Annotated in this window: 17 protein-coding genes; 7 read left to right on the forward strand and 10 right to left on the reverse strand. The window is 62.6% G+C overall.

What is annotated here, in order from left to right; all coding sequences use genetic code 11:
• Window position 1: 1 nt before the first annotated feature.
• From fucP to D0Y96_RS02415, 4 genes are all read left to right on the forward strand, one after another.
• Window positions 2-1270, forward strand: a complete 1269-nt coding sequence (fucP, locus tag D0Y96_RS02400; RefSeq protein ID WP_117297725.1) for an L-fucose:H+ symporter permease — start codon at window positions 2-4, stop codon at window positions 1268-1270.
• A gap of 300 nt (window positions 1271-1570) precedes the next feature.
• Complete coding sequence (locus tag D0Y96_RS02405; protein ID WP_117297726.1) at window positions 1571-2668, forward strand: sugar kinase; 1098 nt, start codon at window positions 1571-1573, stop codon at window positions 2666-2668.
• A 93-nt stretch (window positions 2669-2761) separates the two neighbouring features.
• Window positions 2762-3409: a bifunctional 4-hydroxy-2-oxoglutarate aldolase/2-dehydro-3-deoxy-phosphogluconate aldolase gene (locus D0Y96_RS02410; protein ID WP_117297727.1), complete on the forward strand. Its 648-nt coding sequence runs from the start codon at window positions 2762-2764 to the stop codon at window positions 3407-3409.
• 228 nt (window positions 3410-3637) lie between these two features.
• Entirely contained in the window at window positions 3638-4507 is an 870-nt protein-coding gene (locus D0Y96_RS02415; protein WP_158562136.1) for an IclR family transcriptional regulator, read from the forward strand.
• 6 nt (window positions 4508-4513) lie between these two features.
• Here the strand turns inward: D0Y96_RS02415 and D0Y96_RS02420 are convergent, their stop codons facing one another.
• The 3 genes from D0Y96_RS02420 to D0Y96_RS02430 form a co-directional block, all read right to left on the reverse strand.
• Window positions 4514-4984 (reverse strand): cupin domain-containing protein, encoded by a 471-nt coding sequence (locus tag D0Y96_RS02420; protein WP_117297729.1) that lies wholly within the window; start codon window positions 4982-4984, stop codon window positions 4514-4516.
• Window positions 4985-5168: 184 nt separating this feature from the next.
• Window positions 5169-6488: an amidase gene (locus D0Y96_RS02425; RefSeq protein ID WP_117297730.1), complete on the reverse strand. Its 1320-nt coding sequence runs from the start codon at window positions 6486-6488 to the stop codon at window positions 5169-5171.
• Between the two features lie 84 nt (window positions 6489-6572).
• The gene (locus D0Y96_RS02430; RefSeq protein ID WP_117298014.1) at window positions 6573-10565 is read right to left on the reverse strand and encodes a TonB-dependent receptor; all 3993 of its coding nucleotides are present in this window, start codon (window positions 10563-10565) and stop codon (window positions 6573-6575) included.
• A 413-nt stretch (window positions 10566-10978) separates the two neighbouring features.
• Between D0Y96_RS02430 and D0Y96_RS02435 the strand changes: the two genes are divergently transcribed.
• Entirely contained in the window at window positions 10979-11476 is a 498-nt protein-coding gene (locus D0Y96_RS02435; protein WP_117297731.1) for a DUF2165 family protein, read from the forward strand.
• A 55-nt stretch (window positions 11477-11531) separates the two neighbouring features.
• On the opposite strand, the gene uraH is transcribed toward D0Y96_RS02435, so the two are convergent.
• Entirely contained in the window at window positions 11532-11873 is a 342-nt protein-coding gene (gene uraH / locus D0Y96_RS02440; protein WP_117297732.1) for a hydroxyisourate hydrolase, read from the reverse strand.
• A gap of 167 nt (window positions 11874-12040) precedes the next feature.
• Between uraH and D0Y96_RS02445 the strand changes: the two genes are divergently transcribed.
• Window positions 12041-12520, forward strand: a complete 480-nt coding sequence (locus D0Y96_RS02445) for a nucleoside deaminase (protein WP_117297733.1) — start codon at window positions 12041-12043, stop codon at window positions 12518-12520.
• Window positions 12521-12566: 46 nt separating this feature from the next.
• Here D0Y96_RS02445 and D0Y96_RS02450 read toward each other — a convergent pair whose 3' ends face one another.
• Window positions 12567-13934: an aminotransferase family protein gene (locus D0Y96_RS02450; RefSeq protein ID WP_117297734.1), complete on the reverse strand. Its 1368-nt coding sequence runs from the start codon at window positions 13932-13934 to the stop codon at window positions 12567-12569.
• Window positions 13935-14115: 181 nt separating this feature from the next.
• On the opposite strand from D0Y96_RS02450, the gene D0Y96_RS02455 reads away from it, so the two are divergent.
• A complete protein-coding gene (locus D0Y96_RS02455; RefSeq protein ID WP_117297735.1) occupies window positions 14116-15099 on the forward strand; it encodes an aldo/keto reductase in 984 nt (327 codons plus the stop codon).
• A gap of 167 nt (window positions 15100-15266) precedes the next feature.
• On the opposite strand, the gene D0Y96_RS02460 is transcribed toward D0Y96_RS02455, so the two are convergent.
• The 5 genes from D0Y96_RS02460 to D0Y96_RS02480 form a co-directional block, all read right to left on the reverse strand.
• Window positions 15267-16520, reverse strand: coding sequence for a homoserine dehydrogenase (locus tag D0Y96_RS02460; RefSeq protein ID WP_117297736.1), 1254 nt, complete (start codon window positions 16518-16520; stop codon window positions 15267-15269).
• A 64-nt stretch (window positions 16521-16584) separates the two neighbouring features.
• Window positions 16585-18045 carry a sensor histidine kinase gene (locus tag D0Y96_RS02465; RefSeq protein WP_117297737.1) on the reverse strand — a complete coding sequence of 487 codons (1461 nt, stop codon included), beginning with the start codon at window positions 18043-18045 and terminating at the stop codon, window positions 16585-16587.
• On the reverse strand, window positions 18035-19462 hold the full coding sequence (locus D0Y96_RS02470; protein ID WP_117297738.1) for a sigma-54-dependent transcriptional regulator: 1428 nt from the start codon (window positions 19460-19462) through the stop codon (window positions 18035-18037). The genes D0Y96_RS02465 and D0Y96_RS02470 overlap by 11 nt, the downstream gene beginning before the upstream one ends.
• A gap of 17 nt (window positions 19463-19479) precedes the next feature.
• On the reverse strand, window positions 19480-21468 hold the full coding sequence (locus D0Y96_RS02475; protein WP_350448951.1) for a TolC family protein: 1989 nt from the start codon (window positions 21466-21468) through the stop codon (window positions 19480-19482).
• Window positions 21465-22175 carry an ABC transporter ATP-binding protein gene (locus D0Y96_RS02480; protein WP_117297739.1) on the reverse strand — a complete coding sequence of 237 codons (711 nt, stop codon included), beginning with the start codon at window positions 22173-22175 and terminating at the stop codon, window positions 21465-21467. Before D0Y96_RS02480 ends, D0Y96_RS02475 begins: the two co-directional genes overlap by 4 nt.
• Window positions 22176-22307 lie beyond the last annotated feature (132 nt).

A 22307-nucleotide genomic window follows, 5' to 3' on the forward strand; every position in this document is an offset into this window, starting at 1 on the left:
GATGAGCATTTCTTCCGCCGCCCCTTCCGGGGGGAGAGCTTCCGTTCCGCTGACAGAGCGCCGGTATATCTGGCCGCTGGTGCTGGTAACGACTCTCTTCCTGCTGTGGGCGGTGGGAGTCAACCTGAACGACATTCTCATCCCTCACCTGAAGCGTGCCTTCAATCTTACGGACACGCAGTCTTCCTACATTCAGGTCGCCTTCTTCGGCGGTTACTTCCTCGCCGCATGGCCGGCGGGCCGGCTGATGGAGCGCATCGGCTATCAGCGCGGCATCGTTCTCGGCCTGCTGATCTGCGCAGCCGGAGCCTTCCTCTTCATTCCCGCTGCGTCGATTCACATCTATGCCGTCTTTCTGACCGGGCTGTTCATCATGGCCTGCGGCCAGTCGTTTCTCGAGGTCTCCGCGAATCCCTATGTCACGTTTCTGGGACCGCCGGAGTCCTCCGAGCAGCGGCTGAACCTGGCGCAGTCGTTTAATGCCGTGGGAGCGGTCATCACTCCTCTGGTTGGATCGGCGTTCATTCTCTCGCATTCGTCAGCCGCGGCGACGCATCCGCTCGCGGCAGCGACCGAGACCGATGCGGTACGCGGACCCTACATCGTCATCGTGGCCATCTTCGTGGTCATGGCGGTGCTCTTCTGCATCGCGCATCTGCCGAAGATCGCGGAAGAGAGGCCCGAGGACGGCTCGACCGAACCGAGCGTTCTGCATTTTCCGCATCTGTGGAAGGGCGTGGTCGCCCAGTTCTGCTATGTCGGCGCGCAGGAGTGCGTGCTGAGCTTCATCATTCGCTTCGTACAGTACACGCACCCCGGCACCTCGGACGCGAGCGCCTCGCATTATCTGACGCTTCACCTGGTAGGGTTCATGATCGGACGCTTCAGCGGCGCCGGACTGATGAAGCGGCTGCGGCCGGCCTCGATGCTGGCGGCGTATGCCGTGGGCTCGATCGCCATGGTCTCCCTGGTGCTCTTCCTGCACGGGCCGCTGGCGCTGGCCGGGATCGTCCTGCTCGGCTTCTTCCACTCCATCATGTACCCGACCATCTTTGCGCTGAGCATCCGGCATCTGGGCGCGGCGACCAAGCGCGGCTCGTCGATGCTGGTGATGTCCATTCTGGGCGGAGCGATCTGCCCGTTTCTGATGGGGCGCATCTCAGACGTGACGAACATCCGCGTCGCCTTCTTCGTGCCGCTGGCCTGCTACTTCTTCGTGCTGTACTTTGCCGTGCGCGGATATCACCCGAGAAAGACGCTGGCCGCGTAAAAGCCCGGCCTGCAGGCGGGTCTCAGCGCTGCGCCGGAAGCAGGAAGCCTCTCCGCATCTTCGCAGCGGAAATCACTCTGAAGCAGAATGTCATCGCGCCGGCAATCCCCGCGGCAGGAGGTCTTTTGGCCTGTGCTCCATGCGTCTCTCCCTGAAAGACGGCCGCTTGACATGCGGGAACGGGATTCAGGAGAATCAACAACCGTGTCCCACATAGAAGGCCATGCGTACCGCTATACGAGATATCTCCCAGGCGGCGTATCCTTTGACTGACCCCTGCATCGACTGGAATAAAAACGAATGAGCCAAGCAATTGTGTTGAAGACCGAGCCGTACCGCTGGGACTGTATCAGCCTGGGCGAAGTGATGCTGCGACTCGATCCGGGTGAAGGCCGCATCCATACCGCGCGTGAATTTCGCGTCTGGGAGGGCGGCGGAGAATACAACGTGGCCCGGGGTCTGCGGCGCTGCTTCGGCCTGCGAACCGCCATCGTCACCGCGCTTGCCGACAATCCGGTGGGCCGTCTGGTGGAAGACATGATGCTGCAGGGCGGCGTGGATACGTCGATGGTGCGCTGGGCGCCGTATGACGGCGTCGGCCGCACGGTCCGCAACGGCCTCAACTTTACGGAGCGCGGATTTGGAGTGCGCGCCGCGGCCGGCTGCTCGGATCGCGGGCACACGGCGATCTCGCAGACAAAGAGCGGCGACTTCGACTGGGAAGAGATCTTCGGCGCGCAGGGAGCGCGCTGGTTTCATACCGGAGGCATCTATGCCGCGCTGTCGGAGACGACGCCCGGCGCAGCGGCCGAGGCTATGGACGCGGCGCGGAAGCACGGCACCATCGTCTCGTTCGATCTGAACTATCGCGACTCGCTGTGGAAGAGCATCGGCGGCAAGGCCAAGGCGCAGGAGGTCAACCGCGAGCTGGTGCGCAAGGTCGACGTGCTGTTCGGTAATGAAGAAGACTTCTCGGCCATGCTGGGCATCTCGCTCAAAGGCGTGAGCGAGGACTTCACGGAGCTGCCTGTGGCCAGCTACGAGCAGATGCTGCGCGATGTGATGGAGGCGTACCCCAACCTGAAGCTGGTCGCCACCACGCTGCGCACGGCGCCCACCGCGACGAACAACGCATGGGGCGCGATGGCCGTCTATCAGAATCAGGTCGTCCACGTGCCGCAGAGGGATATCGAGATACTCGACAGAGTGGGCGGCGGCGACTCCTTCGCCTCCGGACTGATTTATGGAATGCTGAAGGAGAAGCCGGTAGAGTGGGCGGTGCAGTGCGGCGTTGCGCATGGCGCGCTGGCGATGACCACTCCGGGCGACACCAGCATGGCCACGCTGCCAGAGGTGGAGCGTGTGATGAAGGGCGGCTCGGCGCGTATCGCCCGCTAGAAGCGGCACTCCGCAGAAAGCGCACAACCGGACCGAAGAACGCCTCCCTGGATCTTCTTACCTTTTTCAGAGACAACATTCAGAGACGAAACGATGACAGAGAACATAAAGCAGCAGATTGAACAGGCCGGACTCATTCCGGTTCTGCGCGCGCCTTCAGCGGAGCTGGGACATGCGCTGGTGGATGCCATGGTTGCAGGCGGCGTAACGGTGATCGAAGTCACGATGACCGTGCCCGGAGCGGTTGATCTGCTCCGCGACCTGAAACAGAAATACGGAAGCAAAGTGCTGCTCGGCTCCGGCACGGTGACGGACGCGGCGCAGACGGAGGCGACCATTCACGCGGGAGCCGAATTTGTCGTCAGCCCGAGCCTGCACCCGGAGGTGGTGGCAAAGACGAAGGAGATGGGCAAGGTCTCCATTCCCGGCTCGCTGACGCCGACAGAAGTCATCACCGCGTGGAAAATGGGCGCGGATTACGTGAAGATCTTTCCCTGCTCCGCCATGGGAGGAGCTTCGTATCTCAGGGCGCTGCTTGCGCCCTTTCCCGAGCTGAAGCTGATTCCGACCGGCGGAGTGACCGTGCAGACGGCGCAGGATTTCCTGAAGGCCGGCGCGCGGGCGCTTGGCGTGGGCACCGATCTGGTGAATCCCGCAGCCATTGCCGAAGGGAAGCCGGAGGTCATTACCGAGACCGCGAGAAAATACCTGGAGATTATCGCAGCCTGGAAGAAGCGTTAGATCGGCTGCGGCCTGCATACCGCAATGAGGGATGAAATGGCGATTTGTTGCGTGCTGCGGAACGCGCACGTTGACAACCCATTCTTTCAGCGGGAAAAATTCATTCCAATAGTTCGTATAGCGATACGGCGTACCGCAAAGTGCCCCCTCCTGGTTGCGAAGCCATACGCGCCCGAACACTGGTTCTGGAAACAGGCACAGCAAATCCCGCGATCAGAGGACACTTCCATGGCAACCGTGATCAGTTCGTCCACCGGCCTGCCGCTGCCGGCAGCGGTGGCAAAAACAGATGGCCCTTATCAGCTGCACAGTCTCGATCGCGCCGTTGCCGTGCTGGAGATGCTGGGCGAGAGCGATACCCCGCTGAGCCTGGCCGAGATCTGCCAGAAGATGCACCTGCACAAGAGCACGGCGCACCGCTCTCTGATGGTGCTGGAGCGCAGCGCGCTCATCGAGCGCACCCAGGAAAACCGCTTCCGGCTGGGACTGAAACTTTACGAGCTGGGAAACCGCGCCGTCGAGCAGATCGATCTGCGGGCGCGCGTCCATCCGTTCTTCCGCAAGCTCTCGTCGCAGGTGTCGGAGACGGTTCACCTGAGCGTGCTGCAGAAGACGAAGGTTGTGTATCTGGACAAGGTGGAACCGAACCGCCGCATCTGGATGGGCTCGAAGATCGGCGCCTCGAACCCCGTCTACTGCACCGCGATGGGCAAGGCGATGCTCGCCTTTCAGCCTCCGGAAGCGATCGAAGAGATCATTTCGAAGATCCGCTTTGTGCGCTACACGCCGAAGACGCTGGGGTCGAAGGAAGCGCTGCTGAAGTCTCTGGAGCGAGTGCGCCGCCGCGGCTACGCGATCGACGATGAGGAGATCGAGGTCGGCGTTCGCTGCGTGGGCGCTCCCATCTTCAACGAAAGCCGGTACCCGATTGCGGCGGTGAGCATCTCCGGACCGGCCTCGCGGATCACGGCGCAGAGCGTGCCGGAGATCGCGGAGCACCTGCTGCGCTGCTGCCGCGAAATCTCCGCCACGATCGGCCTGCGCGACCGGAAGCGATCTCCGGTCGTCTCGCCCTTCGCGCGCCACTACGGCGCATAGCTGCCGCTACTGACGCACCTTGATCACGATGGATGTATAGGTGGTTCCCGCGGGAACGAGCAGCTGATGCGGCACACCGGCGGGGATCTGCAGGATATCGCCGACATGGACGACCTGCGATTTGCCTCCGGTAATGCTTTTGCCGCGCGTCTCGCCGTTGGCTCCGGGGTGAGGATCGACCACAGTACCGCCTGTGATCAGCGTGGCATGGCCTTCGGTCACGATCATCACATCGCTGTAGTGAGCGTGAATCTCCACCTGGCCATCCTTCGTGCGCACCGAAAGCTGCACGATATGCGTGCCGTAATCTCCGAGAATGGTGCCGCTGATGCCCGCGGCTTTGGCCTTCGCAACCAGCCCTGTCAGCTGCTGGTTCATGTCATGCGAGGTAAAGACCTGGGGCTGGGTAGAGGTTTGCGCGGAGCCCGGAAGGGCCAGAGCCAGGATGGCAGCAGCGGCGAGTACAAAACGTCTCATTCTCGAAATCTCCTGAAGGGTGATGCGGGTTCGTGAAGCAATAAAGGTTTCTGCCGGAGCAGGATGATTTTACTGTCAGCGAAGGGCTCTTCGCAGGCAGAGATGGCCGTGCTGCATTGCGGTACGCTTCCGCCGGCATAGTTCCACATGGAAAGCGGCGGAAGATCACGCAACAGATGAGGACTCAGCTCCCTTCGGCAGCAAGCCGTTCTCCGGCACGAGCGGCAAAGCGCAGCAGACGGCGATCGTCGTTGTGCGCAGCCAGAAGCTGCAGGCCGCTGTCAGACGATGGCAGAACAACGGAGGGAAGTCCGGCGAGGCTGGCCGGCGTAGTGTGGCGGAGAATACGCGCACGGGCCTCCGACTGATCCCGGCCTGCGTCGAGCCGGCTGACCGGCGTTGCGGGTGCGAGCAGAAAGTCGAAGCGGTCGAAGAGCGCGGCCATTGCTGTACAGAAGGCCTGATGGCGCAGAGCGAATCCGCGTATTTCATCCTCGCGAAGCGAGGCTCCCCACGCAAGCCGCTCGGCGATAATCGGTTCGAAGTGGGCGTAAAAGCCCGCGTGCTGCTGCGCTGCCTCGGCAGCCTGCAATGGAGCGTAGATCTCCCGCGCATCGAGCCAGAATGCGGGGACAAATGGTTCGAGGCGCACCTTCGGCATCGAATCTTTGCCGCCGAATTCCACGAGCCGTTCCTGCCAGGCCCGGAAGGAGCGAAGAGCCGCGGAATCGCAGTCTTCGAGCAGAGGGCCATCGAGAACACCGATGACGATCTCTTCCCTTTCCTGTCTGGTCTGCGGCGGAAGATCGAAGAGCGCTTCAGCAAGAAGCGGCGCATCGCGAAGATCGCGGAAGAGCCAGCCGATGGTGTCGAAGACAGGAGCCAGGTGCGCACCGCCGCGCCAGTCGGCAACGCCCAGCGAAGAGCGATAGCCGGAGAGGCCGCAGAGCGCAGCGGGCACGCGGACGGAGCCGCCGGTATCGGTGCCGATGGCCGCCAGCGCCGAGCCCTCCTGAATGGAGGCTACGGCGCCGCTCGATGAGCCTCCGGTAAGAAGCGCGGGATCGGCCGGCTGAAGGCAGTTGCCGTAGTCGCGGTTTTCTCCGGTGATGCCGTAGGCAAGCTGGTGGAGATGCGTCTTGCCGGTGATGATGGCGCCCCGACGACGCAGACGGGCTGCGATGGCGGAGTCGGCCGATGCGGGGCGATTGTGCTCCGCGTAAAACTTCGAGCCGCTGCTGGTGACGAAGCCTTCGAGATCGAAACAGTCTTTGAGCGAGACGGGGAGCCCGTAAAGCGCGGGTTTGCTCTCCTGCGCGGCAAAACGCTGCTGCTGCCGCACGGCTTCGGCAAGCGTCCACGCAGGGTCGAGCACAATGTAGGTGTTTCGGCTGCGGTTTCCGTTGGCGCGGGAGAGAGCGGCGCGCATCTGCGCCACGAGGTCGAAGCCGGGCTGCTGCGCACGAGCAAGAAAATCCTGCACTGGACTCAGGTTGAGGTGCATGGAGTGATTGTATTCAGTGCACCGGCCGCAGTAAGCAAAGAGGCGGCTCAGGACCGCCTCTCCGGTGGATTTGCGATGACTCGATCAGAAGCTGAGGTGCAGCGACATCTGAATCTGCCGCGGCGCGCCGATGGTGTGCTTCACGATGCCGAGGCCGGTGGGACAACTGTAGAAGTAATCGGAAGCATTAAAGCTGCCTGGGTTGGTGCAGGCTCCCTGTGGAGGAGCAGCGGCCTGATACGCATTCAGCGTCGGCACGTTGTTGTAGCCGGCATTCTGCGTGACGTCATCGCCGGGGATATCGAAGCTGCTGGTGTTGGTGAGGTTGTAGACGTCGAAGGTATACCGCAGTGCATAGCGGTCGCGAATGCGCAGCGTCTTCACCAGCGAGGCGTCGGCGCGCTTCTGGAAGGCCTGGCGGAAGATATTGCGCTGGCCGCTGGTGAAGCCGGTTTCGTAGATGTCGCCCGCAGGCACGCCATTCGAGCCGGAAGCCAGCAGAGGCAGTGTGAAGCACGAAGACTTCAGCGCGGCGCTGTTTGGATCGCTGTCCCTGTAGAACGCGCCGGAATGCCCGGTGAGCGCTGACTTCGCGGTGCAGCCGGGCGCGAGGGGAACGATGGGGTTGGTGATGCCGTTGAAGGTGCTGTAGTAGATGCTGCCCACCGCGCCCGAGTAATCGATCACGCTGTAGGGCTGGCCGCTCTGGATGATGGCCAGGCCGTTGAGCGACCAGTCGTTGATCAGCTTGCCCTGGAGCGTGCTTTCGCTGAAGAGCTTCGGGAGCGAGAAGCCGTAGGTGAAGTTGAGCACATGGGTGCGGTCGAAGTCCGCCGATCCATAGCCGCTGCGCAGGTTGAGCGGGTTGCTGCCGTTATAGAAGAGGCCAAGGGCGCTCTGCTCGTCGGTCGCGTGGGAATACGTATAGGAGACGCCTGCCTGGATGCCGTGGCTGAGCCGCTTTTCCACGTGCGCCTGCAGCGCGTGGTATGCGGAGATGCCGGCAGCGGTGTACGACTCGGACTCGGACGAATAGCCGATGTACGGAACGCGAAGATCGACGTTGCCGCCCTCATAGTTCTCCTGCATGGTGCCGTAGCTGCAGCTCGGATTGAGATTCACGCAGACCGGGAAGAAGGTATTCGGATCGAGCACGGTGTAGCCGTAGCTGAAGGACTGCTGCGCCACGCCGCCCGGATGGGTCGGATTCCCCGGAGCAGCGATGTGCGCCTGGTTGAAGGGCACAGGAATGACCTGGTGGCGTCCAAGATTGCCGACGTAGCCCAGCTCCACCATCAGATCGTTGCGCGGCTGCCACTGCAGATCGAGCGTGAAGTTGATGGAGTAGGGCAGCTTGTTCGTGCGGTTGTAATTGCCGAGGGTAAAGGGCTCGGCACCGGCGATGATGCCGGCGGCGTCCGGAAGATAGTTGATCAGATCCGAGGCCTTCGGATTGGAGGGCGGAGCCGAGCGCGTCATGCCCCACGGGTTCGACAGATTGTAGTCGAGCTGGCTGCCATCGACGGGCTTGAACGGAGTAAGACCGCAGATCGGAATGTAGTAGTTGTACAGAAAGCTCGTGTTGCCGTAGGGCGAGGCAGTGTACGGGCAGCCCTGTCCGGTGACAAACGGCGGCGTCTGGCTCACGCCGAAGGGACCGCCTGCGACCTCGCCGGCGGCGTATCCGGGCGAGAGATAGGTGTAGAGCTCGCCGCGGTCGTAGTACATGCCGGTGCCGCCGCGAACGACGAGCTTGTTGTGGAGCATCGACGGCTGCCACGCGAAGCCAAGCCGCGGCGCAATGCCCCACTGGCGTCCGGTGAGCGTCGTGTTGCTTACCCCGGAGGTTCCGTTGCGATTGTTGCCGGCGATGATGAGGCCCGGTTTGGTGATCGCGTCGGAGCCCGCGTCGTAGCTGTACTGCGACGGATCGAAGTTAAACAGGTTGCCGTATTTTTCCGTCAGGCCGCCATTCCAGTCATAACGAATACCGGCAGTGATGCTGAGGTTCGGGCGAATCTGATACTTGTCCTGCAGATAGAGGCCGCTGGTGTTGGCGCGGTAGTAGCGGTTCGCGTTGCCCTGAAGAAAGGTCGTCGCGACAAATCCGTCGGTCGTGTACGGCGTCACCCAGTTCATGGCGTAGGTGGAGAGATCGGGCGTGGCTACCAGGCCCTTGCCCGTGCGCAGATCGCGAATGTTCAGCTGTGTGTACGACCAGCTTCCGCCGAAGGTAAGCGAGTGCGCGCCTTTGGTCCAGATCGCGTTGGCCGAGGGCTGAATACGGTTCTGAAACATGCCCGTGTAGGCGCTCTGATTGGTGGTGGAGGGTCCGATGCTGAGCGACTGCTGCGGCAGACCGAGGCTGGAGCCGTAAGCGCCCAGAATGTCGACGATCGTGATGCCTGGGAAATAGGAGCCGAAGCTCGAGGTCATGTCGGCGGCTGGAGTGCCGGCCTGTCCCGGCGCCCAGAGCTGATCGTTGGTGCTGTATGCCTTCTCGCGAATGAAGCCCAGCGTCTCCGTCAGACTGAAGCTGGAGCTCAGCGTCTGAATGTTAGTAACGGAGAAGACCTGCGAGCCCGCGTCGAGATGCTCGGTGAATCCGGGCACATTGGACGTTGCATACGGAGTGCTGTTGGGATCGTGCTGATAGTAATATTTCAGACTGATCTGATCGGTCGCGGTGGTGTTCCAGTCAAGGTTGGCAATGGCCTGATCGACCGTGAAGTAGGAGGTTCCGGTCTCGAATGCATTCGACGGTGACAGCGCGTCGGGCACGTGGTGGTTATCGTTCGGGATGAGCCACTGGCCGTTGGGCAGCTTTGCCTGAAAGAGCGCAAGGCCCAGAGGGTTGTTGGACCAGTCGGCGGAGCTGACCGTAAAACCATTCGTGTTGTCGGTATCGCTCCAGTTGTTGTTCACCAGCGTGGCCAGTCCATCCGCCGTGCGGTTGGTATCGTTCAGGCCGGGAGGAACAGCGATGAGCGTGTCGCCCGTCTCCTGATCGGAGACATGCATGTGCTGGTAGGCGACGAAGCCGAAAAGTTTGTTGCGGATGATCGGACCGGAAAAGGTTCCGCCGGCGACGTAGCGATGCAGCTGCGGATTTTTGTCTTCGTCGGGAATACCGGTATTGTTCTTGAAGAAGAAGGGCGCTGCGTTGAGCCAGCTTGTGCCGCGATGGCCATAGAGGCTGCCGTGCCAGTTGTTGCCGCCGGAGATCGTGCTCATGTCAATATGAGCGCCGCTGGCCGAGCCCTGCTGCGCGTCGTACATCGAAGCGTTGACGCGGACCTCCTGCACTGTCTCCGGCGCGGGCGTGGGAATGGCGTTGCCGATGGAAAGATAGACCGAGGAGGCGCTCTGCTCGACGCCGGCGCTGGAGTTGCCGCTGCCGGTATCGAGAACGACGCGGGCCGACTGCACCTGGCTGGTGGTCTTTCCGTTGAAGAAGTTACTGGCGTCGACGCCATTGAGCAGAACGCTGTTCGAGGTATCGCGCTGGCCGTTGGCCCAGATGGGCGCGTTGCCGAGGCCGCTGTTCACGCCCGTGCCGCCGCCCAGCTCGGCGTTCACGCCGGGCGACAGAATCGCCAGCCCGGTAAAGCTGCCCGTCGCCAGCGGCACCGCGTCAATCTGCGCCTTGTCGAGCACATAGCCGTTGGTGGTATCGACGGCGTTGAGCAGCGGCGTAGCCTCCACCGTCACCGACGTGCTGACCTGCCCGACCCGAAGCGTGACATTGAGGGTCGCGGTTCGATCCGCCTGCACAAGCAGCGACGGAATCTGCTGCGTGTCAAAGCCATCGTGCACGAAGGTTACGGAGTAGGTGCCGATGGGCAGGTTCACGAACTCATACGTGCCGCTGGCATTCGACGTTGCTTTGCGGGTGAGCCGGGTCTGGTCGCTGACCGCTGTAACGGCTGTATCGGGCAGAGCTCCGCCGGTGGCGTCGGTCACCGCGCCGGTAATTCCGCCGAGAGTCTGCTGGGCAAATCCTGCCGGGCCGAACAGAATATGGATGCTGAAGAGAAAGGCTGCGCTGAAGAGAACTCGACTGAACCGCTGAAACATCTGTATCCGGCCTCCCTGCAGATCGGTGAAAAAAAAAGACGACTCTGCGTGCAGCGATAGAGATCCATGCTGCTGCATCTGCAGTCTGTGATTTTCAGTTCTGGAACAGCGCGGCTTCGGGAACGGAAAAGCCGGGTCGACGTGGACTATCAGCAGAGAATAGCGCAAACGCAGGCACATCCCAAGAAAAAAACACCGTTTTTGTGACGGCTGGAAGGAAGATTCTCTTCCGGAAAACCGGACGGTAGTGTGCAGCACCATCCGCGCACCGAAAGCGGGATACCGGGCTCATTTCTGTCGCTTTTGGCAGGGACGGAGGGTTACTCTGGCCAGGGCTGCGTCTGTTCTGAGACGTACGGGCTGCCGTGTGCCTGCCGCCATCACAAATTGTCTTCAGAGATCCAAAGAAAACGATGACCCTTCGCCTTGCCAAAGTGCTTCTGATCGCCGCCATCGGGCTCTTCTACACGCTGGTCGTCTTCAACAACCTGACCGACTACAGCTCGAATTACGAATTTGTGCATCACGTGCTGCTGATGGACTCGACCTTTCCCGGCAATCACGGCATGTGGCGCGCGATTCATCCGGTGCTGGCGCAGAAGATCTTCTATGACGGCATCATCGCCTGGGAGATTCTGACGACCATCCTCTGCTGGGTGGGATACGTGCAGCTGCTGCGTGCGATTCGCAAGCCGAGCGAAGTCTTCGAGCGCGCCAAGCGCCCGGCCGTATGCGCTCTGACGCTGAGCCTGCTGATGTGGCTGGTCGCCTTTCTGACGGTGGGCGCGGAGTGGTTTCTGATGTGGCAGTCGAAGATCTGGAACGGCCAGGAGGCTGCATTCCGCATGTTCGCGGTCGTGGCGCTGATCCTGATTCTGCTGGCGCTGCCTGAGCGGGAGATGCAGCCATAGCATTCAGCCGCAGAGCAATCCATCGCATGGCGAGGCCGCGATGGAGAGAGCAGCCTCAGTTCCCTCTGTACGTGGAGTAGCCGTGCGGCGTGATCTGCAGCGGCACATGATAGTGCTCGCCGGCGCTGCGAATCTGAAAGGTGACATCGACGAAGGGGTGAAAGGTTTCGAGCCCTTTGCCGCGATAGTATCCGCTGGTTCCGAAGCGCAGCCGGTAGAAGCCTGGCTCGGGCGCTTCGCCTGCGGGCAGAAGGTCGGCAATGCGGCCCTCCTCATCGGTACGGCGAGCGGCCACGACGCGCCATCTGCCGCCGAGATAGCGGTGAAGGCGCACGGCAACATGCGCGGCGGGGCGTCCGCTGGTAAGGTCGAGAACGTGCGTCGTGATTCGGCTCATGGTGCTCCGTGGTGATCGTTCCGGCGTCACCTTATTTTCGCAGGCCGATGCGCGAATGCGTCATGCACGGCAATCGCGCGCGTGTTCGCAGGCCGATGCTCTTTGCGCCGCGGATGCCTGTGCCATACTGTCGATGCTCTCACTTTTGCATCGAAAGAACAGACAGCATGCCGCCGAAGGCCAATCCCGAACTGATGCGGCGCGCCATCGCGCTGGCTACGGAAAATGTGCGCTCCGGAGCAGGCGGTCCCTTTGCGGCGATCATTGTCAGGAACGGCGAGATCGTCGGCGAAGGCGTGAACACGGTAACGCGGACAAACGATCCGACGGCGCATGGCGAGGTGAATGCGATTCGCAACGCGTGCGCGGCGCTGCATGTGTTTCATCTGCAGGGCTGTGAGATTTACACGAGCTGTGAGCCCTGCCCGATGTGCCTTGGCGCGATTTACTGGGCGCGGCTCGACGCGATTTACTACGGCAACTCCTCCGAGGATGCGGCGCGCGCGGAGTTCCACGACGCCCTTCTGTATCGCGAGCTGAGGCTGCCCCCCGCGGCAAGACAGATTCCCTCCGAGCGCCTGCTGGGCGACGAGGCGTGGGAGAGCTTTCAGACGTGGCTGGAGAGCCCGATAAAGATCGAGTACTGACGCAGCGGCGCTGTCCTGCGCCGGAAGTCCTCTCGCCTTAGCCTCTTTATCCCGCAACCGCCTCATCGGCAATCGACAGCGAGGCATCGAGCACCTCGACGGCGAAGTCGAGATCGGCCTTCTCGACGATGAGCGGCGGCGCGATGACGAAGTGGCTGATCCAGGCGACGACGGAGACACCGCGCTTCATCATATCGGCGGCAACGCGATCGACGACCAGCGGTTTGCCGTCCATCTTCTCCTGCCGGGTGTTGAGCGGGGCTTTGCTGACGTGATCCTTCACCAGCTCGACGGCCCAGAAGAGGCCGAGGCCGCGCACTTCGCCGATGGAGGGATGCCTGTCCTTCAGCGCGCGAAGCTTCGGACCCAGATATTCGCCCATGCTGCGGGCGCGGTTGACGAGATCGAGGCGCTGCATCTCCTGAATAGTGGCGATGGCGGGATAGAGCGTGATGGGATGCGCCTCATACGTGTGCCCATGCGCGAAGAGATGATCGTCGAAGTGCGCCGCGACTTTGGCGGTGGTGGCGCAGACGCCGAGCGGTACATAGGCTGACGTAATGCCCTTCGCGGTCACGAGAATATCGGGCTTCACGCCCCAGTTGTCGACGGCAAACCAGGAGCCGGTGCGTCCCCAGCCGCTCATCACCTCATCGGCGATGAGGAGCACGTTATGGCGTCTGCAGATTTCGAGCAGCTTTGGAAGATACTCGGCAGGAGGCACAAGAACGCCGTTAGTGCCGACGACGGGCTCAACGATGACCGCGGCAACGTCGCTCTCGTTCTCGATCATGTGCTCGAGATAGTCGGCGCAGGCGATGCCGCACTGAGGATACGTGTGTTTGATGGGGCACTTGTAGCAGTTCACCTCCGGCGCAAAAAGAAAGCCCTGGCCTTTCACCGACGGCTCGGCGGGCCAGCGGCGCGGATCTCCGGTCGCGCCCATTGAGGCCATCGTGGCGCCGTGATAGGAGCGGTAGCGCGAGATGATTTTGCTCTTGCCGGTCGACAGGCGCGCGATCTTGAAGGCCGCTTCATTGGCCTCGGTACCTGACGTGGCGAAGAAGAACTTCGTCAGACCCTCCGGCATCACATCGAGCAGCATGCGGCTGAGCTGGGCGCGCACTTCTGTCGTGTGGCCGGGAGCGATGTAAGGCAGGCGGCGGGCCTGCTCGGCAATCGATTCCACCACCACTGGATTTTTGTGGCCGAGGTTGACGCACATGAGCTGCGCCGAGAGGTCGAGATAGCGTTTGCCGTTGCCGTCGATGATGTAGCAACCCTCCGCATCGGCGATGTGCAGCGGGTTCCAGTCTCTTTGATAGCGCCAGGTGCCGTAGTTCAGCCTGCGGGTGAGGTCGACGACCTCCTGGGTGCTCAGCGCGGGGTTGGGAGAAACGGAGATCTCGCTCATGGTTTCCTCTGCAAAGAATGTGACTGTCACTGTACAGGATGGAGCGCGGGGCCGCATTTGCCTGCAGAAAATCGCTTTCGTTTATGCTTTCTGTGCGGGCTGCGTGGAGAGGCCGCCGTGCAATCGCGCCTTTCCGCATGGTCGGATCGTCCAACAAATATCCGCAATCACCGGAGGAGCAATGCAGTTCGTTAATCTCGGTTCGACTGGTCTGAAAGTCTCCCGCCTGTGCCTGGGCATGATGACCTATGGCTCGAAGAAATGGCGCGAGTGGGTTCTGGAGGAAGAGGAGAGCAAACCGTTCATCCGGATGGCGCTGGATGCGGGCATCAATTTTTTCGACACGGCCGATATCTACTCCGAGGGCGTGAGCGAGGAGATCCTGGGCCGCGCGCTGAAGGAGTTCGGCGTCGAGCGCAACCGCATCGTCGTTGCGACGAAGGTCTATCAGGCAATGGGGCCGGACCCGAACCAGCGCGGGCTTTCGCGCAAGCACATCCGGCATGCGATTGACGCGAGCCTGCGGCGCCTGGGCCTGGATTATGTCGATCTCTATCAGATTCACCGCTTCGATACCACCACGCCGATCGAAGAGACGATGGAAGCGCTGGACGAAGTGGTGCGCGCCGGCAAGGCGCTCTATATCGGCGCATCCTCGATGTACGCCTGGCAGTTCCACAGCATGCTGCATGTTTCGGAGACGCGCGGACTGGCGCGCTTCGCGACCATGCAGAACCATTACAACCTGGTGTACCGCGAAGAAGAGCGGGAGATGATTCCGCTGTGCAAACAGGAGAAGATCGGGCTGATTCCGTGGAGCCCGCTGGCGCGGGGCTTTGTCGCCGGCAACCGCTCACGGCAGGACCGCGGAGAAACTGTGCGCGCCAAAACCGATGACTTCGCGCAGGGCCTCTACTACCGCGACTCGGACTTCACGGTGGTGGAGCGGATCACGGAGATCGCGAAGAAGCGCGGCGTGAGCAACGCGCAGGTGGCGCTGGCGTGGATGCTGGGCAAGCCTGAGATCACCTCGCCCATCATCGGCGCAAGCAAGCCGCACCATCTGGAAGACGCGCTGAAGTCGCTCGATCTGAAGCTGACGGAAGAGGAAGTGAAGACACTGGAAGAGCCCTACGAGCCGCATCCGATCCTGGGACACAATTGAAATAGGGCGCAGAGCGCAGAATTGGACGTACGCATCTGTGGATGGATGCGCGATCTTGTGATTTATTTTTGTGAACCGATACAAAAAGAGAAGCGCCACCTTCACGGGTGACGCTTTTGTTTTTCCTGTGCTCTGTGCCCTGAGTACTGCGCTCTGTTTCTGCGCCCTTACTTCAGAGGCTCTTCCGGCTCCAGAATCTGCAGGTCGAGCGGCGGCTCGGCCAGCCATTCGGCAGAGGAGATCTTCGCCAGAGCCCGCTTGAGCGCGGAGTTCGTGCAGGGCTCGACGGTCACGACGAAGGGCAGGCTGTCTTTGCCGAAGCCGGGCCGCTGAAAGAGCGCGTGAATGTTGATCTGCTCGCCAGCCAGCGCTCCGGCTATCTCGCCGACGATGCCGGGGCGGTCCTTCACGACGAAACGGATGTAGTGGCGGAGCAGGAACTCGCCGCTCACCTCGGCTTTGCGGCTGGGCAGGTCGATGTTGCCCGATCCGTGCGCGAGCGTGATGAGATCGGAGACGACGGCAACTGCGGTGGGATGGCCGCCCGCGCCGTGCCCGGAGAAGACGACGTCGCCGCCGTATTTTCCGCCCACCAGAACCATGTTCTCCGTGCCGCGCGACCACGCCAGCGGAGAGTTTTTCGGCACCAGCATCGGCCCAACGGTCGCCAGCAGCGCGCCGCCGCGGGTTTCGGCGCGGGAGATCTGGCGGATGGTGCAGCTCAGCTCGCCGGCGTATTCAAAGTCGATGGCGGCGATGCTGGTGATGGTGCGAACTGGAATATCCTCGACGGCGAGATCGGCGCGCAGAGCGATGCGGGAAAGAATCACCAGCTTGGCCCGCGCATCGTAGCCGTCGACATCCTCGCTGGGATTGGCTTCGGCGTAACCGAGCGACTGCGCGTCCTTCAGAACGTCGGCAAACTGCGCGCCCTCTTCCATGCGGCTCAGAATGTAGTTGCAGGTTCCGTTGAGAATGCCCTCGAGGCGCGTCACCTGGTCGCCGGCCAGGCCATGCTGCAGGCCGGGAATAACGGGAATGCCTCCGGCCACGGCCGCGCCGTAGAAGAGGCTGGCACCGTGAGCGCGGGCGATGCGGTCCAGCTCCACCCCGTGCTGCGCAATGAGCTTCTTGTTGCCGGTGACGGCGGACTTCCCTGCTTCAAGGGCGCGGCGCACCCACTCTCCGGCAGGGTCGAGGCCGCCGACCAGCTCGACGATCACATTTGCGTCGGAGGCCAGCACTTCGTCAAAGCTCTCCGTCCAGGTCACCGTCGAAGGCACCCACTCGGCACGCTTGCGCGCCACGGAGCGGTTAAAGATATGCGTCAGCTCGACGCCCTGCGGCTTCAGATCGCACAAGATGCGGGCCACGGAACTGCCGACGGTCCCGAATCCCAGAATCGCTACTTTGATCGACAAGCTTTCTGCTCCCTGTTGGCTCTGTGTTCTGAGGGCTGTTCCTTCATCCTAAAGCAGAGCGGCGTCAGGGTGTTCGCGCCGGCTCAAACGAACGTACCGAAGACGGCTGTAAAGACGGCTCAAAAGGCTGGGAGGCGACGGGAATGCGCACTTCGGCCTGGCAGCCGGGCGCGTCGGTGCGGTTGCGCAGCACCAGCGTGCCGCCGTGGGCCTCGGCGATCTGACGGGCCAGCGCCAGACCTACGCCGGTGCCGGATTTTTTCGTAGTGTAGAAGGGCACGAAGAGATTCGCGGGATTGGCGAGTCCCGGGCCGTTGTCCTCAATGAGGATCGAAGCGAAATCTCCCTGCTGCATACTGCGCATGCGCACCTTCGGAGCATGCGCGGCCGCTGACGGCGATGGCTCGTCGGCCTCGTGCATGGCGGCTTCCACGGCGTTCTTGACCAGATTGATGAGCAGCTGCTCCAGCTGATCGGCATCGGCAAACAGGCTGACCGGCGGCGAGGGCAGCAGCTCGACGTCAAGCCGCGTCTCCAGCCGGGCCACGCGCTCCAGCAGCGGAGCCAGCGGCACCTGGCGGATGACCGGCGAGGGCAGCTGCGCAAGCTGACGATAGGCCTGCACGAAGCGGTTGAGCGATTCGGCGCGGCTCTCGATGACGCTGAGGCCGCGGGCGAGATCGGCGGAGACCGGACCGGCCGATGGGGAGTCGAGACGGTAGAGCAGGCTGCCGGCGATGGATTTGATCGGGGTGAGCGAATTGCTGATCTCGTGGCCGATGACGCGGATCAGACGCCGCCACGCCAGCCGCTCCTCTTCGCGCAGGGCGGCGCTGACATCGGAGAGCAGCAGCAGAATGTGCGGCATGCCGCGCTGGCGAAAGGCGCTGCGGCGGATCATCCAGCGGCCCGTCTGCCCCTGCGACTCGAGCTGCAGAACGCCTTCGTCGGGCTGTTCCAGCAGTCGCGAGAGGCCCAGCTCGTCGGCGCGGCGGCCAAGATCGCGGGCGGAGATGAGCGCAAAGACGCGCTCCGCGGCCGGATTCAGCAGACGCAGCCGGCAGCCCTGATCGAAGGCCAGCACCGGCGCGTCCAGCTCGGCGATGACGCGGCGGAAGAGCGTGGCGGCCTCAAGGCCGCTGAGGCGCTGGGCCTGCAGGGCGTCGGCCAGCACGTTGACCTCGCTCGACAGCTCGCCGAGAGCGTCTTCGCGGCCGGCTCCGCGCGCGCGGAAGGAGTAATCGCCCTCGCGCAGCGAGGCGACGACGTTGGCCAGCGTCTGCAGGGGCCGGACGGTCTGCTCCATGAACGAAGAGAGCGCAAGCAGAAGGGCCAGCAGCAGAATGATCAGGATGGCGACCATCGGGCCGGTGGAGACGTGCAGCAGAACCAGCAGAGCCGCGGTGAGGCCGAAGATGGGCAGAGCCAGCAGCGTGCACAGAACGCGGAACCTGGCCTCGAAGGAGAGGCTTTCACCGGCGCGTTTCCGATTCCCTTTGCCGCTGGCCGTCGGCCTAGATGCCATATTTTTCCATCCGCCGGTAGAGGGCGCCCCGGCTTAAACCGAGGGCCTCGGCCGCCTGACTCACGTTGCCGTTGCAGCGCGTCAGGGCCTTGCGGATGAGGATACTCTCAACGGATTCAAGGCTCATCTCCTCGAGCCCCGGACCGGTTCCTGTGCCTCCGGCCGGGCCGAAGGCGCGAGTCTGGCTGAGGCCGAGATCCGCCACCTCGATCTGGCTGGAGCGGGCCATGAGCACGGCGCGCTCGATGGTGTGGTCGAGCTCGCGGACATTGCCCGGCCAGGAGTGCTGCAGCATAGCGTGAATGGCTCCGGTCTCGATGCCCTGCACCGGTTTGCGGTAGCGCTGCGCATACCGCGAGAGAAAGTGCGCGGCCAGGGCCGGAATATCTTCGCGGCGCTCGCGCAGCGGCGGCAGATGGATCTCGACGGTATTGAGCCGGAAGAGAAGATCGGCGCGAAAGCGCTGCGCCTCGACCTCGGAGCGGAGGTCGGCATTGGTGGCCGAGAGCACGCGCACATCGACGCGGCGGGTTTTGGAGGAGCCGACGCGCTCCATCTCGCCGGATTCAAGCACGCGCAGCAGCCGGGCCTGCTGGCGCGGAGGAACGTTGGCGATCTCGTCGAGAAAGAGCGTGCCGCCGTCGGCCAGCTCGAAGCGCCCGATGCGCTCGGTGCGAGCGTCGGTGAAGGCGCCTTTCACATGGCCGAAGAGCTCGCTCTCGAAGGTACCCTCCGGCAGCGCGCCGGTGTTGACGGCGACCAGCGACCGCGAGGCGCGCGAAGAGAGCGCATGCAGCGTCTGCGCCACCACTTCCTTGCCGGTTCCATGCTCGCCGGTGATCAGCACGTTGGCGTCGGAGGGTCCGATGCGCGCGATGGTGGCCAGCACCGGCTGCATGGCGGCCGCGCTGGCGATCATCTCGGGCAGCCCTTCGGCGCGCAGCAGGCGGTTTTCCGCCTCCAGCCGCTGCGCCCGCCGCACGGCGTGGTACAGGTCGACCTGCGTGCGCAGGATGGTCAGCAGCCGGGCATTGTCCCAGGGCTTCTGGATAAAGTCGCGGGCGCCGCGGCGCATCGCCTCGACGGCCAGCTCGACATTGGCCCACGCGGTCATCACGATCACCGGCACCTGGCTGTCGAGAGACTTGATCTGGCTGAGCAGATCGAGGCCCTCCTGGCCCGAGGTGGTGTCGCGGGTGTAGTTAAGGTCGATGAGCAGAGCATCGTAGAAGCCCGACTTCATCGCCTCCAGCACCATGAACGGCGACCGCGCCTTTTCGATGCGGTATCCCTGCGGCTCGAGCAGCAGCTCGAGCGCATCGAGGATCGGCGGCTGATCGTCGGCGATGAGGATGCAGGGCGCGGGACGAAACTCGGCCGCGGCGGCGGCGCTTCCGGTTTGTGAGGCAGTGGCCATAGGCTATACCTCGAATTCTACGGTTGAAGATGCGTTACGACGCCCGATTTTGCGTCGTCGATGGAGATGCCCATGCGGTCGAGCGTCTCGCCCGTGGCGCGGTCGATGTCGACCTTGGCCTTCTCAAAGGCGCTCTGCGCGACAAAGACAGCGGACTCCGCAATGGCGAGGGCCTGCTCGGAGGTCAGCGTGTCGTAGCTGGACATGGCTCCGAGCTTCTGCTCCTGTTTGGAGATGTCGAAGGTCTTCTGGGCAAGATCGCGGGCCTGCTCCGCCGCGGTAACACGGGCCTGCGCCTGCTGCAGCGCGTACTGCGAGTTGCGGACATCGAGCAGAATGCTCTTCTTCTGCTGCTCGAAGGTCAGCTCCTTCTGGCGGTAGTCGAGCACGGCGCGGAACTGGTCGGCCTTGGCGACGCGGTTGCGCAGAGTCACGTTCAGCGAGAAGCCGACCTGATACTCGGGCGAGGAGTAGTTAAAAGTATTCTGGAAGGCTCCGGAAAAACCCGAGGGGAGGGTCGTGGTGCACTCCGTATTCAGCGCGCAGACCGGGTTGAGCTGGCCGCCGAAGCCGGCACCGATAAACTGCCCGTAGAGTGAAAGGCGCGGCAGCAGCTCGTTCTTGATCGTCCTCAGGTTGTCCTGCGCAATCTGCATGGCGATCTGGTCTTCGGAGACGTCGGGGCGATTCTTCTCCGCGTCCGTAATAAGCACGTTGACCGGCTTGTCGGCATTGGGATCGGAAGCGCCGGTAAGGTCGAGCGGAACGACCGGCATCTCCGCGAGGGCAGGATCTTCGATGGTCTTGGTGAGCGCGTTCTTGATGAGCAGCTCGTTGAGCCGGAGCGTGGCCCGGGCGACGGTCAGGTCGCCTTCGCTGGTGGCGACGGCAGCCTGATCCTTCATCACCTGCATGGCCGGAACATTCTGTAACTGAAACTGTTTCTGATCGTCGGAGAGCGTCTCGTTGGCGTAGGCCAGCGAGCGCTCCTTGATCTGGGCGTCCTGATAAGCGTTCACGAGATCCCAGTAGATGTTCTCCACCTGGGTGATGGTGGCGATCACCTGCGCCTTGAAGCCGAGATCGGTGAGCTGAATGTTCTTTTTGGCGATGTGCATGAAGCGCTCGTTGGTGCCGAGGCCGAAGCCCTGCAGCAGCGGCTGATTGATGGTGAGGTTGAAGTTGGTCGTGAGCTCCGGGCTGAGGATGTTGTAGATGCTGTTCGTGGTCTGGCGAACGCCGTAGTCGGTCACATTGAAGCTGGTGCCGAGCGAGAAGGCCTGCGAGTAGCTGGAGGCCAGCTCGATGGTGTTCTGCTTCAGAATCGGCACGCCGTACTGAATCGTATTCACCTGGGTCAGCGTGGTGTGATCGACGAAGCCCTGCACGGAGAGCTGCGGATCGAAGGAATTGATAGGCGCGCCATTGCCGAGGGTCGAGGTGACGAGGCCTCCGGCGCCGGCCGCGGTCACGCCGCTGCTCGAGCCGCCGCCGCTGCCGGTTCCCGAAGAGCTGAAACCGCCCTGCGTGCCCTGCGCAATGCTGGTGTTGACACCGTTGGCGGCGCCGCCGGCTTTGGTGCGCAGCAGATCGGTCTGGGCGATGGGCAGGTTGTAGCGGAAGTAGGCGAGGTCGAGATTGTTCTCAAGCGCCAGCGCAATGGCATCGCGCAGCGAAAGGTAAAGCTTTCCGTCCCGTATCAGACCCTGCAGACGCGGCGAATTCGTCAGATCCAGCGGCGGCACGGTGCTGGGCATATACGCCGCAAACGGATTGCGCGAATGGGGCAAAGCGATCTGAAACTGCTGATGCGCTCCCAGAGAGAACTGCTGCTCCTGCTGGGCCTGCTGCGCGATGGTGGGAGCCGTCTGCGTCTGCTCCGGAGCCGGCGCGCTGGGGGAAGGAGTATTGTTCGCAGGCTGCTGCGTCTGTCCAAAACCATACGGGGCAAGCAATCCGCAAAGGACCGCGGCGCAGAGGCGCTCATGGATACGGAAGGAGCTCACGATGCACTCACCTCCGGCCCGACGCTGAGCTCCGGATTGGCCGTATCGCTGACCATCCAGCCGTCGCGAACCTCGATGACACGGCTGCTGTAGGCGGCATTCGTGTCGGAGTGAGTCACCTGAACAATGGTCGTGCCCTGCTGGTTGAGTTCGCGGAACAACTCCATGATCTCCTTTGCCTGAGAGGAATGCAGATTGCCGGTGGGCTCGTCGGCGAGCAGCAGCAGCGGCTTGTGGATGACGGCGCGGGCAATGCCGACAAGCTGCTGTTGTCCGCCGGAGAGCTGCGAGGGGTAGAGATCCTTCTTGCCGACGATGTTGAAGCGGTCGAGCGTATCGGCGACCAGGCCCTGACGCTCGGAGCGCGGCATATTTTTATAGGAGAGCGGCAGGTCGATATTCTCCTGCACGGTCAGGTCGTCGAGCAGGTGATAGCTCTGAAAGACCATGCCGACATTGCGCTTGGCCAGCTCGGCGCGCTGTTTACGGTTCATGCGGTGCACGGCTTCGTCTTTGAACCAGTACTCGCCGAGCCACTGATCGTCGAGCAGAGCCAGCACATTCAGCAGCGACGACTTCCCCGCCCCCGACGGACCCATGATGGTGAGAAAGTCTCCATCACGGATATCCAGGTGAATGCGGCGCAGCACCCAGGTCTGTCCCGCTCCCGTTTTGTAGCTGCGTTCGACGCTTCGTAACTGAATCATCGCCTTTTTCCTGCTTCCTGATGCTGCCGGTGCACAGTCTTCCGCGCGGGCGGAAGAGGCTGCGCTCCTCCGTCAGTCCTGACCGCTGTTTCCCGTTTTTCCCACCCTGTTCGATACCAGGCAACGCGAGAG

This window comes from Paracidobacterium acidisoli, from assembly GCF_003428625.2.
GTDB classification, from domain to species: domain Bacteria; phylum Acidobacteriota; class Terriglobia; order Terriglobales; family Acidobacteriaceae; genus Paracidobacterium; species Paracidobacterium acidisoli.

Coding starts and splice junctions, on each gene's coding strand:
- fucP (WP_117297725.1), top strand. CDS start 2: ATGAGCATTTCTTCCGCCGCCCCTTCCGGGGGGAGAGCTTCCGTTCCG.
- D0Y96_RS02405 (WP_117297726.1), top strand. CDS start 1,571: ATGAGCCAAGCAATTGTGTTGAAGACCGAGCCGTACCGCTGGGACTGT.
- D0Y96_RS02410 (WP_117297727.1), top strand. CDS start 2,762: ATGACAGAGAACATAAAGCAGCAGATTGAACAGGCCGGACTCATTCCG.
- D0Y96_RS02415 (WP_158562136.1), top strand. CDS start 3,638: ATGGCAACCGTGATCAGTTCGTCCACCGGCCTGCCGCTGCCGGCAGCG.
- D0Y96_RS02420 (WP_117297729.1), bottom strand. CDS start 4,984: ATGAGACGTTTTGTACTCGCCGCTGCTGCCATCCTGGCTCTGGCCCTT.
- D0Y96_RS02425 (WP_117297730.1), bottom strand. CDS start 6,488: ATGCACCTCAACCTGAGTCCAGTGCAGGATTTTCTTGCTCGTGCGCAG.
- D0Y96_RS02430 (WP_117298014.1), bottom strand. CDS start 10,565: ATGTTTCAGCGGTTCAGTCGAGTTCTCTTCAGCGCAGCCTTTCTCTTC.
- D0Y96_RS02435 (WP_117297731.1), top strand. CDS start 10,979: ATGACCCTTCGCCTTGCCAAAGTGCTTCTGATCGCCGCCATCGGGCTC.
- uraH (WP_117297732.1), bottom strand. CDS start 11,873: ATGAGCCGAATCACGACGCACGTTCTCGACCTTACCAGCGGACGCCCC.
- D0Y96_RS02445 (WP_117297733.1), top strand. CDS start 12,041: ATGCCGCCGAAGGCCAATCCCGAACTGATGCGGCGCGCCATCGCGCTG.
- D0Y96_RS02450 (WP_117297734.1), bottom strand. CDS start 13,934: ATGAGCGAGATCTCCGTTTCTCCCAACCCCGCGCTGAGCACCCAGGAG.
- D0Y96_RS02455 (WP_117297735.1), top strand. CDS start 14,116: ATGCAGTTCGTTAATCTCGGTTCGACTGGTCTGAAAGTCTCCCGCCTG.
- D0Y96_RS02465 (WP_117297737.1), bottom strand. CDS start 18,045: ATGGCATCTAGGCCGACGGCCAGCGGCAAAGGGAATCGGAAACGCGCC.
- D0Y96_RS02470 (WP_117297738.1), bottom strand. CDS start 19,462: ATGGCCACTGCCTCACAAACCGGAAGCGCCGCCGCCGCGGCCGAGTTT.
- D0Y96_RS02480 (WP_117297739.1), bottom strand. CDS start 22,175: ATGATTCAGTTACGAAGCGTCGAACGCAGCTACAAAACGGGAGCGGGA.